This window comes from Blautia acetigignens (genome assembly GCF_025566865.1).
Classification (GTDB): domain Bacteria; phylum Bacillota; class Clostridia; order Lachnospirales; family Lachnospiraceae; genus Blautia_A; species Blautia_A acetigignens.
In genome coordinates this window covers 588,501-601,973 of sequence record NZ_JAOQJM010000001.1, presented here as the reverse complement: position 1 = coordinate 601,973, position 13,473 = coordinate 588,501, and the positions used below count along the sequence as shown (strand labels likewise).

Genomic DNA, 13,473 nt, shown 5'->3' with positions numbered 1-13,473 from the left:
AGGGAATGGAGTGGATGATATGTATACATATGTTGTGATTGATGATGAGCCATTGATCCGACGGGGAATTCTGAAAAAGCTGGAGAATTATCCGGGGATTCAATGTGTTGCACAGGCTTCCAACGGAAAAGCTGCGCTGGAGCAAATCGAAGAAAAGGATCCTGATTTTGTTATTACGGATATGAAAATGCCAATCATGGATGGAACCCAGCTTTTGCCGGTCCTTTCCACTCAGTATCCGGAAAAATATATTATTGTGATTAGTGGCTACAAAGACTTCGATTACGCAAAGGAAGCCCTGCGCGCCAAGACCCTGGATTATATTGTGAAGCCATTCAGCAGGGAAGCTTTGTGCAGTGCAGTGGATAAAGCAGTGGAACTGCTGCAGAGCAGGGAAACACTGCAGGAAAAAATAACTTTGGATGAGGCGGAAAAGGAAAAGCTGAAATACGAGTATGACAGACAGATTCTGAGAAATGTATTGTTTGGAACAGACAGGGATGTTTCAGGTCTCACTTCACAAAAAGCAAGAGAAATACAAAATGGCAGCCAGTATGTGCTGCTGACGGTTACTATGCAGGAAAAACTGGATGAAAAGGTACTGTCAGAATTTCTTTTAACCCGGGATCTGGATGTACAGACAGTTTTGTTTACCAGAGATCATACAGAAAATATGTGTTTTTTGCTCCTTGCTTTTCCAAAAGAAAAAAGTGTACTGCAAAGAGAGATTATGGATATAAAGAATATGCTGGATGATTTTTTCAAAAGCATCAGTGGGCATCCTTTCTATGGAATCAGCGGTGTCCACAAGTCTCTTGGGGAGCTTCACAAAGCCTTTCTGGAAACTACAGAGGCTATGAACCAGATGACCCTAGAACAGAAAGTCAATTATGTATTTTATGCGGAAAATAAGGAAAATGGCTGCGTATTAGAGTGGCCCAAGCTGGAACTGTTTCTTTTCCTGGTTGAGTCGGGAAAAAAAGATGAAATGGAAACGGTATTTCCGGAATTGTTTCATTATTTTGCCAGGAATGAAAAATGCCGCTTAAAGGATGCCAAGGATTACTGTCTGGAAATTACAGAGACATTGAAAAAATCCCTTCCAAAAGATATGCAGATACACAAAAGCACAGCCACCAGTCTGAATCTGATCACAAATCTGAATTTTATATTCAGCTTTTCAGAGTTGGAGGAATATTTTCAGCGCTTTTTCAGAAATATGTCCATGGCTTTTGAAAGTGTCGGTTTCTACTCAGAAAAAGACATTCTGGAGAACATAAAAAATTATGTGGATTTTCATTATGAAAAAGATCTGACCCAGGAATTTGTGGCCTCCCTGTTTCGCCTGAACCGCAGTTACCTAAGCTCCGCATTTAAAGCACGTACCGGAACCAGCTTTGTGGATTATGTAAATCAGGTGCGAATCAGCCATGCCAAAGAAATGCTGAAAAAAACAGATAAAAAGACCTACCAGATCGCGCAGGCTGTGGGTTATGAGAATGCAAAATATTTTTTCCGTGTATTCAAGAAAATGGAAGGAATTACACCGGAGCAGTACCGAAACCAGTAACATGCCTGTTATGGCAAATATGCGGTTTTGGGGAAGACATGGGGAAAGTAATGAAAATCGGTCAAAACACTTGACAACAGCCACTTTAGCATACTAAAATGGACAGGATATACGAGGAGGATACACCAAACAGGCATTGGCCAAAGGAGGAATTTATGAAAAAATATACCGAAATGAATCATGATGAGCTTCTGGCACTGAAAAAAGAGCTGGACAAAGAGTTTGAAGAGATCAAAGCACAGGGACTTGCGCTTGACATGTCAAGAGGAAAACCAAGTAATGCACAGCTTGATCTTTCCATGGAAATGATGGATGTTCTGAAGGGCGATTCTAACCTGAAATGCGAAACAGGAGTTGATTGCCGTAACTATGGTGTAATCGACGGTATTCCGGAAGCAAAACGTCTTCTTGGAGAGATGTCAGAGGTAGACCCGGAACACATTATCATTTACGGAAACTCAAGCCTGAATGTTATGTTCGACAGTATTGCACGTTCCATGACTCAGGGTGTAATGGGAAACACTCCGTGGTGCAAGCTTGACAAGGTGAAATTCCTCTGTCCGGTACCAGGATATGATCGTCATTTCAAGATTACAGAGTTCTTTGGAATTGAAATGATTAACGTACCTATGACTCCGGAGGGACCGGATATGGACATGGTAGAGAAGCTGGTAAGCGAAGATGACGCAATCAAAGGAATCTGGTGCGTACCGAAATATTCCAACCCGCAGGGCTATACCTATTCCAAGGAAACTGTAGAGCGTTTTGCAAGACTGAAACCAGCTGCACCTGATTTCCGTATTTACTGGGATAATGCATACAGCATCCACCATCTTTATGATGACAATCAGGATTTCCTTGTTGAGATTCTCGGTGAGTGTGTGAAAGCCGGAAATCCGGACCTTGTTTACAAATTCACCTCCACTTCCAAGGTAAGCTTCCCAGGCTCCGGTATCGCAGCTGTTGCAGCTTCTAAGGCAAACCTGGATGATTTCCGCACCTATATGCAGATTCAGACAATCGGACATGACAAGCTGAATCAGCTTCGTCACGTGAGATTCTTTAAGGATCTTGAGGGACTTCATGCACACATGAGAAAACATGCAGACATTCTCCGCCCGAAATTTGAGCTTGTACTGGATACTCTGGACAAAGAGCTTGGCGGACTTGGAATCGGTGAGTGGACAAAGCCTCACGGCGGATACTTCATTTCCTTTGATTCCTTAGACGGCTGCGCAAAAGCAATCGTTGCAAAAGCAAAAGAAGCAGGCGTAGTTCTTACTGGTGCAGGTGCAACCTACCCATACGGCAAAGATCCGAAAGACTCTAATATCCGTATTGCACCGTCTTTCCCTACACTGGAAGATCTGGGCAAAGCGGCACAGGTATTCGTGCTTTGCGTGAAGCTTGTAAGTGTAGAGAAACTTCTGGGTTAATAGTAAACCTTGCGTTATACGAGGATTTTAGCGTGTAACCTTGCATAGACTGTAAAAGTGCCAGATTGCATAAGGTCTGGCACGTGAATGAAATCTTCTATCTATTCAGTCAGGGAGGAAGCTATGTCAAAAAATAAGGAAAAAGCAGGCACAGGAAGAAAAATCGTAATCTCACTGGTGGTTTTGCTTTTGCTTCTCACAGTAGGAGCTTACGGATATGGTGTTTACTATTTTTCCAGCCACTTCCTTCCTGGCTCAATGGTAAATGGTTTTAATTGCTCTTATATGACCAGGGAGGACACAGAGAGCCTTCTGGATCAGCGTGTAAAAGCTTATGTACTTGCAGTAGAGACGATGAAGAACGGACAGGAAGCCATATCTGCAAAGGATGTGGACCTGTCTTATGTTTCTACAGGAATTATCAGAAAACTGATCCGGGATCAGGAACGCTTTACATGGTTTCTGGCTTTTAACCAGAACAAAAATTATGATATATCAGAATCTCTTAGTTATAATACTGAGATGATGTCTCAGACAGTAGATAATCTGAAGTGTATGCAGGCGGATAATATTGTGCAGCCTGTGGATGCACAGATTCAGGATACAGGTGAGTGCTTTGAGATCATTCCCGAAGTAACAGGAAATGCCCTGGATCGTACCAAAACAGAAGAAGTGATCGCAGGCGCTATGCTGCGTGGCAGGACTTCTGTAAATCTGGAAGAAGAAAGCTGTTACCTGAAGCCCTCTGTATACAGTACAGATACACAGCTTCAGGCTAATTGTGAAAAAATGAATCAGCTTTGTGATATCATCATTACATATGATTTTGCTGACCGTACAGAAACAGTAGACCGTACCGTGATCAAAAACTGGTTCGGCTATGATCAGGATGGAAATGTGATCCTGGACGAGAAACTTGTGCGCCAGTATGTTTCCAATTTAGGGCTGATTTATGATACCATGGGTCAGACAAGAACTTTTCAGACCTATGACAATCGTGAAGTAGAAATCAAAGGCGGCGATTACGGCTGGGTAATTGATCAGGATGCTGAAGTTAAGGCACTGATCGAAGCTATAAACAGTGGTGTTACCCAGGTACGTGAGCCTGTTTATCTGTATTCAGGCTACAGCCGTGGTACCAATGATATTGGCTCTACCTATGTAGAGATAGATCTGACAAACCAGCGCCTTGTTTTTTATATGAAAGGCACCCCTATTGTGGATACCCCTATTGTAAGCGGCAATCCCAATATTGACGGCTGCGCTACGCCGGAAGGCTGCTACGCATTGGATGCCAAGGAATCCCCGGCCGTGCTTACGGGAGAGGATTATGAGACAAATGTGACTTACTGGATGCCTTTTGCAGGAAATGTAGGAATCCACGATGCCACATGGCGCACGGAGTTTGGCGGGAATATGTATCAGTGGGACGGTTCCCACGGATGCATCAATGTTCCGTATGATAAGGCAGCAGCCATTTATGCCAATATAGAAGTGGGCATGCCGGTGGTTGTATACGAATAAATCGAAGTCCGCAGATAAATGGGGACGATCATAACAAAATTGCGCACAGCGCAGACAAGGAGATGCAGAATCATGAAGATAGTAGTTTTGGCTGGAGGAACCAGTACGGAAAGAGAGATTTCCATTGTTTCCGGTACCGGAATCTGTGGCGCACTGCGCCAGAAAGGCCATGAAGCAATACTGGTAGATATTTTTTGCGGAGTAGAGGATGTAGACTGGGAGAATCCGTTCCCGGCTGAGTATGATGTGGAGAAAGCTGCAGAATACATGAAGAGTTTTAACCCGCAGATCAAAGAGATGCAGAAAACCCGCAGAAGCTTTTTCGGACCAAACGTGCTGAAGCTCTGCGAGGCATGCGACATTGTTTTCCTGGGACTTCACGGCGCCAACGGCGAGGACGGCAAGGTGCAGGCTGCCTTTGACCTAATGGGAATCCGCTACACAGGAACCGGATATCTCAGCAGCGCAATGGCAATGGATAAGCGCATTACAAAAGAAGTATTCCTGATGAACAATGTTCCGACACCAGGCGGTTTCTCTATGTCCACAGACGCTCTTGAGAAGGATATTGCAAAGCATGGCTTAAGTTTCCCGGTAGTGGTAAAGACCAGCTGCGGCGGATCCAGTGTAGGCGTTTATATTGTAAATGACCAGAAGGAATATGAGGAGGCTCTTGGGGATGCAAGTCAGTACCAGGATGACATTGTTGTAGAAGAGTATATTAAAGGACGCGAATTTTCAGTTGCGGTAGTAGATGATAAGGCTTACCCGGTTATTGAGATTGCGCCTCTTCAGGGCTTTTATGATTACAAGAATAAATATCAGGCCGGTTCAACAGTTGAGACCTGTCCTGCAGAAATTTCTCCGGAGCTTACCGCTAAGATGCAGGAAAATGCAGTGAAGGCAGCCAGAGCACTTGGGCTTACAGGCTACAGCCGTCTGGATTTTATGATGAAAGAAAACGGAGATATGTACTGTCTTGAGGCAAATACCCTTCCTGGCATGACACCAACCAGCCTGATTCCCCAGGAAGCTAAGGTACTGGGAATGGATTATCCTACACTTTGTGAGGAACTGATCCGTATTTCCCTGAAAAAATACGAATAAAATCATAAGCACCGGAGGCAGGAATTGTCTCCGGTACTGTAGTCTATAAAGTAAGGAAAAATTTAAAATGAAAAATCTGACTCTTGAAAATATAACCAAAGTCTGCGGCGGCGTTTACTTCGGCCCGGCTGACAAGCTGGACCAGGAAGTTTCCTCCATCACAACAGACAGCAGAAAAATAGAAGCAGGATCTCTTTTTGTTCCAATTGTGGGAGAGCGTGTGGATGCGCATAAATTTATTCCTCAGGTAATGGAAGCAGGGGCACTTGCCACTTTGTCAGAGCGCACTCTGGAAGACGCAGATTTCCCATACATTAAGGTGGAATCTTCTCTTCAGGCAGTGAAGGACATTGCGGAGTTTTACCTGAAGCAGCTTCAAATCCCGGTGGTGGGAATCACAGGAAGTGTTGGCAAGACCAGCACCAAGGAAGTGATCGCGTCCGTTCTGAAGGAGAAATACCGTACCCTGAAAACCCAGGGAAATTTCAATAACGAGCTAGGACTTCCGCTGACCGTTTTCCGCCTTCGTGATGAGGATGAGATCGCAGTTCTGGAAATGGGAATCAGCGATTTCGGTGAGATGACCCGTCTGGCAAAGATTGCAAGACCGGATACTTGCGTGATCACAAACATCGGTACCTGCCATCTGGAAAATCTGGGCGACAGAGACGGTGTCCTGAAAGCAAAAACCGAGATTTTCAAATACCTGAAAAAAGATGGTCACATTGTGTTGAACGGTGATGACGACAAGCTTTGCACAGTTAAGGAATATGAGGGCATCAAGCCTGTATTCTTCGGCATGGAAGCGGATAAAGATATTTATGCAGACGAAATTGTAAGCAGAGGCCTGAAAGGTATGACCTGCCGCATTCATGTGGGAGGAGAGTCCTTTGTGACCGATATTCCAATGCCGGGACGTCACATGGTGTACAATGCGCTGGCAGCTACTGCAGTGGGAAGAATCTATGGACTTACCCTGGAGCAGATCCGCCATGGAATTGAGACCTTGGAGGCTATCAGCGGCAGATTCCATATGATCGAGACCGACCGTTTCCTGATCGTAGATGACTGCTACAATGCCAATCCTATGTCTATGAAAGCATCCCTGGATGTGCTGAAGGATGGTGCCGGCAGAAGAGTGGCAATTCTTGGAGATATGGGTGAGCTTGGTGAAAATGAAGTGCAGCTTCATGCAGAGGTTGGAGAGCATGCTGCGCAGTGCGGAATTGATGTGTGCATCTGCACCGGGGCTCTTTCTGCAAATATTGCAAAAGAAGCAAGAAAGAATCCGCAGCTTACTGTCATTGAAGAACCGGACAGAGACAGCCTTCTGGCTCATCTGGATTCTTATGTGAAAACAGGTGATACGATCCTTGTAAAGGCATCTCATTTTATGCAGTTCGAGAAAGTGGTTGCGAAGCTGCAGGAGATGTAAAGCATATACATTTGTAATATAAGCAGCAGCCATATGGAATGACTTGAGTTTGGTATGTAGTATTTTGGCCAGCGCCGCAGCTGCCGATGAGAGATCTCGTGGGAAAACGTCAGATTTGCAAAGCAGACATGGAAAAAGCGCAGCTTTGGCAGGAATTTGACGAACGAATTATGTTTCCCATAAATGTACATAGAGGTATAATGTTCTTAAAGCTTATCTGTGAAGGAGGACATTATGCTGGAAAAAATCATGGACTTGCATATATTGCTCTACAGTATGGCAGCCATTGGGGCTGTGGGAGCAATTGGAATGCTGGCAACAAACCTCACCTACAGAAGAATGTTAAAAAGTACTGGAAGCAGGAAAGCAGGAAGTAAAAATGGGGGCATCACAGGCAAGGTGAATCTGAAAGAGAAATGGCTAAACCTTTGGAAAACCAGGGACAGGCTTTTGCATAGGATGAACCGTCTGGTGTGGTATCCGGCGCTTATATCCATAGCGCTTCTTGGACTTGCCGTTTATTTTTCCACAGTTCTGAAGCTGGAGGAGGGATTGCCCCTTACGTATCTGTATGTGGGAGCCACGCTTCCGGTGGCGCTTTTGCTTTTGCGCCAGGCACTGGACTTTTCCTACAAAGAAGAACTGGTGATAAACACCCTTGCAGATTATGTGGAGCAGATGCGCACCTGGGCAGAGGAAATTCCGGCAGGAAAGAAGACAGATCCGGTTCTCCAGGAAGAGGTGATCGACCGGATCACAAGCAGCATTAAACAGACTGCCGCATCCGGCAGCCATTTCAGCAAAATGCTTACACCTGAGGAAGAGAAGATCATGAGAGAAATCATTCGGGAATTTATGGCATAGCAATCAGCAAAGGCGCAGGAGTTACATTCCTGCGCCTTTTTAAGAGGTTAGATTCAAAGATTGTTCCGTTACAAATTGGTTTAGATATCGGAACGATTGCAGTATTATATGATCAAAACAAAAGAAAGCGAGGACAATGAGATGAAAATTGTAATTCTGGAAGCAGACAGCTTGGGCGAGGATATGGTATTCACTCCATTTGAAGCTCTTGGAGAAGTGGTAATTTACCGCACAACAACCGCAGATGAGATGGAAGCGAAGACTCTGGATGCAGATGTGATCGTAGCCAATAAGGTGCCAATCTGTGAGGAGACCATCGGGAAAGCGAAGAACCTGAAGCTGGTGTGCCTGACTGCCACTGGTTTTAACAACCTTGACGGTGACTATCTGAAAAAAAGAGGAATCGCCGCATACAATGTTGCAGGCTACTCCACAAACGGAGTTGCGCAGCACACCTTTGCCCTGCTTTTCTATGTGCTGGAGAAACTGAATTATTATGACAATTATGTAAAATCCGGCGAGTACTCCAGAGGAAGCTGCTTCTCTCATTTTGCCCAGAATTTCTTTGAACTGGATGGAAAAACATGGGGAATCATTGGCCTTGGAGCCATCGGCAGGAAGGTGGCGCAGATTGCGGAAGCCTTCGGATGCCATATTCTGTGCTATTCCGCATCCGGAAGCAAATACAATACCACCTATGAGCAGGTAGGCCTGGACGAGCTTCTTTCCCGGTCTGATATTGTGTCTGTACATGCACCACTGAATGCTTATACAGAGAATCTGATGACCTTGGAAAATTTCCGCAAGATGAAGAAGACTGCCATTTTTCTGAACCTGGCAAGAGGTGCAATTGTCAATGAGGCAGATCTGTATACCGCTCTTACAGAAGGTTCCATTGGGGCAGCAGGTCTGGATGTGCTTTGCAAAGAGCCCATGGACCCGGAGAATCCTCTTCTGAAAATCCAGGACAGCAATAAGCTGATCATCACCCCTCACATTGCCTGGGCAGCCAAAGAAACCCGCTTCCGCGTAGTAGATGAGGTAGTTAAAAACATTCAGCGCTTCCAGAATGGGGATGCAACAAACCGGGTTTATTAAGAGAAAAATACACATGCAGCGATTCCTTCTTGAAGAGAGTGAAAGGGACAGTTATAATGGGGGAAAAGATGTGAGAAGTTTTGGTTACTGGTCACGAGATGAACAGTAACCGATTTTAAGCTGGAATCAGGGAGGCTACATGGCGAAGAAATACTATGCAGTGAGAAAAGGAAGAAAAACAGGAGTGTTTGCAACCTGGGCAGAGTGCCAGAAGCAGGTGACCGGATTTTCCGGGGCGGAGTTTAAGAGTTTCGGGACTATGGAGGAAGCGAAGGCCTTTGTCGGCGGTGAGAGTGCGCAGGCAGCGCCCGGGAATAAAGGTGATACAGCAGGTGGTGGGGCGTCAGATGTGATAAGTGCAGCTGGAAGACAAGGAGACGCAGCAGTTGGCAGTGGAGCGTTTGGAACGAAATATGCAGTCAGAAGCAATGCGTCTGCTAATTGCGGTGTTGCAGCTGGCAATAGAATGCCCAGCCAAAATTCATCAGGGGGTGTGATAGCTTACGTAGACGGAAGCTACCGCTCAGACACTGGTGAGTTTTCCTACGGAATGGTGATCCTCCAGGACGGGGAAGAACATACCTTCTGCCAGAAAATGACAGACAAAGAACTGGCGCTGATGCACAACGTGGCAGGAGAAATCAAGGGCTCTGAGGCCGCCATGCAGTACGCCATGGATCACAACATTCCCGAAATCACCATCTACCACGATTACGAGGGCATTGCCAAATGGTGCACCGGCGCCTGGAAAGCCAACAAATCTGGCACCCAGACCTACCAGGCATTCTACCAGGCTGCCTCTAAGAAAATAAAGATCCATTTCGTGAAAGTAAAAGGCCATTCCAATGACAAATATAACGACATGGCTGATCAGCTTGCGAAATCAGCACTGGGGATATAGGAATGAAATCTAAAATTGGGGCGTTGGTGCTCTTTGTAGCTTATACAACTGCATGGCTTGGAATGGCTGCGTGGTCATTTTTAAACAGAGCTGAAGATCCGGTAATGGGGATCACTGGAATGATTTCATGTGTGTTGATTTCACTGGTCGGGATACTTGGTATAATAGAAATATTTGTAATTGTTGATTTAACCTCAGATGGATGTACTGTTAAGTGGTTGTGGATAAAAAAAGAGTATAGATGGGAAGAGATTCACCTGGTTTATAATGATATAACGAGAAAATATAGGACTGATACGCTATATTTTTCCGCTAGAACTGTGAATTGGAGAGGAAAGAAGCTTACCAAAGATAATTTTATGCCTGACTTTAATCTTCACTTTTTAACAGATTTTTGTATTTGTTGGAAAAATAATGAAGAGAAGAAGAAAACAATGGCACAGTTAGAGCAATGGGGCGTAAAAGTTGAAATAAGTGATATAGTGAAGCATGAAGAACTGATAGACGCCAAAACCAAAGCCCGCAACGAACGCCGCCGTCTCTACGAAGAAAGAAAACGCCAGGCAAAAAACAAAAAGAATACAAATTCATAACCAAAGGGGGATTGCAGACCATACATCTGCCATCCCCCTGCCGCATCTAATCCTCCTCAATCACCTGGATTTCCAGGTAATCGAAGTCAATCTGCTCAATGAAATTATCCTGATAAAACCGTGCTTTGCTGTGCTTCTTAAAATCCCGGACAGTGGTGTCAAGCCAGATGGGATTGCCAAGATCCAGCTCATAGCAGATCTGCTCCAGGCAGTGAAAAACCTTGTGTGTCCTGGTCTCCTGGCGGTCATCACAGATTACAGTGTCTTTTAACATATGGTTATCTTTCCAGATTCTTCCCCACAGGCGGAACATGTGGAACACCTCCTATTTGTTTTGCAATTAATAGTTATTACCATAACATTGATTTACACAAGTTGCAACCGGAAAGTAAGAGCTGCAGAAATACTTTTTAGCGTACTAAAGTGTTTGTGCTTGATTCTTGGTGAGAAATCTACTATAATTACGGTAATATTCGTCATCTATCAATCATATTCACATTAGGAGGAGCTTTATTATGAAATTATATGATACAGGCGTGTATCTTAATAATGGACAGGAAATTATTCCTGCAGCCAAGGCACAGCTTCCGGTTTCCCAGGAAGAAGCAGCCAGAAATACCATTGCGTATTCCATTTTAAGTGCCCATAATACCTCAGGTAATATGGACAAGCTTCAGATTAAATTTGACAAGCTGACATCTCATGATATTACCTTTGTAGGAATCATCCAGACTGCACGAGCTTCCGGACTGGAGCGTTTCCCGGTTCCTTACGTTCTCACCAACTGTCATAACTCTCTTTGCGCAGTAGGCGGAACTATTAATGAAGATGACCATATGTTTGGTCTTACCTGTGCGAAGAAATACGGCGGTGTTTATGTTCCGCCTCATCAGGCTGTTATCCATCAGTTTGCCCGTGAAATGCTCGCTGAGTGCGGTAAGATGATCCTTGGCTCAGACAGCCATACCCGTTATGGTGCACTGGGAACCATGGCCATGGGCGAGGGCGGACCGGAGCTTGTAAAGCAGCTTCTTTCCCAGACCTATGACATTAACATGCCAGGTGTTGTAGCCATTTATCTGAAAGGCACACCACGCCCGGGGGTTGGACCGCAGGACGTTGCGCTTGCTATTATCGGCAAGGTTTTTGGAAATGGCTATGTGAAGAATAAAGTTATGGAGTTCGTAGGACCTGGTGTTGCAAGCTTAAGCGCAGATTTCCGTATCGGCGTGGACGTTATGACTACAGAGACTACCTGTCTTTCCTCTATTTGGCAGACTGATGAGAAGATTCAGGAATTCTACGAGATCCACGGCAGAGCAGAAGGCTATAAGGAGCTGAAGCCAGGCAATGTTGCATATTATGATGGCTGCGTGGAAATCGACCTTAGTGAGATCAAGCCAATGATCGCAATGCCGTTCCATCCAAGCAATACATATACAATTGATGAACTGAATGCAAATCTGGACGATATTCTCGCAGATGTTGAGAAGAAGGCACAGATCAGCCTGGACGGTAAGGTTCCGTTCACATTGAGAAATAAAGTAATAGACGGCAAGCTTTATGTAGATCAGGGAATCATTGCAGGATGCGCAGGCGGCGGATTTGAGAATATCTGTGCAGCAGCTGATATTCTCCGCGGCACCAGCATCGGTGCAGATGCATTCACCTTAAGTGTTTATCCGGCAAGCACACCGATTTATATGGAGCTGGCTAAAAACGGTGTTCTGGCAGATCTTCTTGAGACAGGTGCAGTTGTAAAAACTGCATTCTGCGGACCTTGCTTTGGCGCTGGTGATACTCCTGCAAATAATGCATTCAGTATCCGTCACACTACAAGAAACTTCCCGAACCGTGAAGGCTCCAAAATCCAGAACGGTCAGATTTCTTCCGTTGCACTTATGGATGCACGTTCCATTGCAGCCACTGCAGCGAACAAGGGCTTCTTGACCTCTGCTGAGAACTTCACAGGCGAGTACAGAGGACAGAAGTATTTCTTCGATAAGAATATTTATGCAAACCGCGTATTTGACAGCAAGGGTGTAGCTGATCCGTCTGTTGAGATTCAGTTTGGACCGAACATCAAGGACTGGCCGAAGATGCCTGCACTTGCAGAGAATCTGGTGCTGAAGGTTGTATCCGAGATTCATGATCCGGTAACTACCACAGATGAGCTGATTCCTTCCGGTGAGACATCCTCCTATCGTTCCAATCCTCTGGGACTTGCTGAGTTCACTCTTTCCAGAAAAGACCCGGCTTATGTAGGACGTGCCAAAGAGGTTCAGAAAGCAGAGCACGCTATAGAGAATGGAGAATGTCCTCTGGATGTACTTCCGGAATTGAAACCGGTTATGGAGATAGTACAGAAAGAATATCCGCAGGTAGGTAAAGGTAATCTGGGCATCGGAAGTACAATCTTTGCCGTGAAGCCAGGAGATGGTTCCGCCCGTGAGCAGGCTGCTTCCTGCCAGAAGGTACTTGGCGGTTGGGCAAACATTGCCAATGAGTATGCAACCAAGCGTTACCGTTCCAACCTGATCAACTGGGGCATGCTTCCATTCCTCATTCCGGCAGGCAATCTTCCATTTGCAAACGGCGACTACCTGTTCTTCCCGGGAATCCGCAAGGCAGTTGAGGAGAAAGCAGACAGCATTACCGGATATACCGTAAAAGAAGACAAGATGGTTCCGTTTACCGTAACACTTGGCGAGCTGACAGATGATGAGAGAGAAATCATCCTCAAAGGCTGTCTGATCAATTACAACAGAAAATAAAACGCAGGGAAGGAACCCTTATTTAGGTTCCTTTCTGGTCCATGGGCAGTTCTGTTACAGCAGTGACAGAGCTGCCCTTTTTGCCCCCTTTTGCAGTTACATGCTTTTTATAAATATTCAGAATAATTATAAATATTAAAACAAATAACAGATATAAAAACGATTATAAAA

Annotated in this window: 11 protein-coding genes; 10 read left to right on the top strand and 1 reads right to left on the bottom strand. The window is 45.1% G+C overall.

What is annotated here, in order from left to right; all coding sequences use genetic code 11:
• Positions 1–19 precede the first annotated feature (19 nt).
• The 9 genes from OCV70_RS02730 (at position 20) to OCV70_RS02690 (ending at position 10,528) form a co-directional block, all read left to right on the top strand.
• Positions 20–1,570, top strand: a complete 1,551-nt coding sequence (locus OCV70_RS02730) for a response regulator transcription factor (protein ID WP_173765639.1) — start codon at positions 20–22, stop codon at positions 1,568–1,570.
• 155 nt (positions 1,571–1,725) lie between these two features.
• Entirely contained in the window at positions 1,726–3,006 is a 1,281-nt protein-coding gene (locus OCV70_RS02725; RefSeq protein ID WP_173765641.1) for an aspartate aminotransferase type Ic, read from the top strand.
• A gap of 123 nt (positions 3,007–3,129) precedes the next feature.
• The gene (locus tag OCV70_RS02720; protein ID WP_173765643.1) at positions 3,130–4,530 is read left to right on the top strand and encodes a L,D-transpeptidase family protein; all 1,401 of its coding nucleotides are present in this window, start codon (positions 3,130–3,132) and stop codon (positions 4,528–4,530) included.
• Positions 4,531–4,602: 72 nt separating this feature from the next.
• On the top strand, positions 4,603–5,637 hold the full coding sequence (locus OCV70_RS02715; protein WP_021926551.1) for a D-alanine--D-alanine ligase family protein: 1,035 nt from the start codon (positions 4,603–4,605) through the stop codon (positions 5,635–5,637).
• A gap of 67 nt (positions 5,638–5,704) precedes the next feature.
• Complete coding sequence (locus tag OCV70_RS02710) at positions 5,705–7,072, top strand: UDP-N-acetylmuramoyl-tripeptide--D-alanyl-D-alanine ligase (protein WP_173765645.1); 1,368 nt, start codon at positions 5,705–5,707, stop codon at positions 7,070–7,072.
• Between the two features lie 234 nt (positions 7,073–7,306).
• Positions 7,307–7,936 carry a hypothetical protein gene (locus OCV70_RS02705; RefSeq protein WP_021926553.1) on the top strand — a complete coding sequence of 210 codons (630 nt, stop codon included), beginning with the start codon at positions 7,307–7,309 and terminating at the stop codon, positions 7,934–7,936.
• 141 nt (positions 7,937–8,077) lie between these two features.
• The gene (locus OCV70_RS02700; RefSeq protein WP_021926554.1) at positions 8,078–9,034 is read left to right on the top strand and encodes a D-2-hydroxyacid dehydrogenase; all 957 of its coding nucleotides are present in this window, start codon (positions 8,078–8,080) and stop codon (positions 9,032–9,034) included.
• Between the two features lie 139 nt (positions 9,035–9,173).
• Positions 9,174–9,935 (top strand): ribonuclease H1 domain-containing protein, encoded by a 762-nt coding sequence (locus OCV70_RS02695; RefSeq protein WP_173765647.1) that lies wholly within the window; start codon positions 9,174–9,176, stop codon positions 9,933–9,935.
• 2 nt (positions 9,936–9,937) lie between these two features.
• Positions 9,938–10,528: a hypothetical protein gene (locus OCV70_RS02690; RefSeq protein WP_021926556.1), complete on the top strand. Its 591-nt coding sequence runs from the start codon at positions 9,938–9,940 to the stop codon at positions 10,526–10,528.
• Between the two features lie 46 nt (positions 10,529–10,574).
• Here the strand turns inward: OCV70_RS02690 and OCV70_RS02685 are convergent, their stop codons facing one another.
• On the bottom strand, positions 10,575–10,841 hold the full coding sequence (locus OCV70_RS02685) for a hypothetical protein (RefSeq protein WP_021926557.1): 267 nt from the start codon (positions 10,839–10,841) through the stop codon (positions 10,575–10,577).
• Between the two features lie 202 nt (positions 10,842–11,043).
• Between OCV70_RS02685 and OCV70_RS02680 the strand changes: the two genes are divergently transcribed.
• Entirely contained in the window at positions 11,044–13,302 is a 2,259-nt protein-coding gene (locus tag OCV70_RS02680) for a hydratase (RefSeq protein ID WP_173765649.1), read from the top strand.
• Positions 13,303–13,473 lie beyond the last annotated feature (171 nt).

Excerpts from the sequence above, each read along its gene's own strand:
- OCV70_RS02730 (WP_173765639.1), top strand. The coding sequence starts at position 20 with ATGTATACATATGTTGTGATTGATGATGAGCCATTGATCCGACGGGGA.
- OCV70_RS02725 (WP_173765641.1), top strand. The coding sequence starts at position 1,726 with ATGAAAAAATATACCGAAATGAATCATGATGAGCTTCTGGCACTGAAA.
- OCV70_RS02720 (WP_173765643.1), top strand. The coding sequence starts at position 3,130 with ATGTCAAAAAATAAGGAAAAAGCAGGCACAGGAAGAAAAATCGTAATC.
- OCV70_RS02715 (WP_021926551.1), top strand. The coding sequence starts at position 4,603 with ATGAAGATAGTAGTTTTGGCTGGAGGAACCAGTACGGAAAGAGAGATT.
- OCV70_RS02710 (WP_173765645.1), top strand. The coding sequence starts at position 5,705 with ATGAAAAATCTGACTCTTGAAAATATAACCAAAGTCTGCGGCGGCGTT.
- OCV70_RS02705 (WP_021926553.1), top strand. The coding sequence starts at position 7,307 with ATGCTGGAAAAAATCATGGACTTGCATATATTGCTCTACAGTATGGCA.
- OCV70_RS02700 (WP_021926554.1), top strand. The coding sequence starts at position 8,078 with ATGAAAATTGTAATTCTGGAAGCAGACAGCTTGGGCGAGGATATGGTA.
- OCV70_RS02695 (WP_173765647.1), top strand. The coding sequence starts at position 9,174 with ATGGCGAAGAAATACTATGCAGTGAGAAAAGGAAGAAAAACAGGAGTG.
- OCV70_RS02690 (WP_021926556.1), top strand. The coding sequence starts at position 9,938 with ATGAAATCTAAAATTGGGGCGTTGGTGCTCTTTGTAGCTTATACAACT.
- OCV70_RS02685 (WP_021926557.1), bottom strand. The coding sequence starts at position 10,841 with ATGTTCCGCCTGTGGGGAAGAATCTGGAAAGATAACCATATGTTAAAA.
- OCV70_RS02680 (WP_173765649.1), top strand. The coding sequence starts at position 11,044 with ATGAAATTATATGATACAGGCGTGTATCTTAATAATGGACAGGAAATT.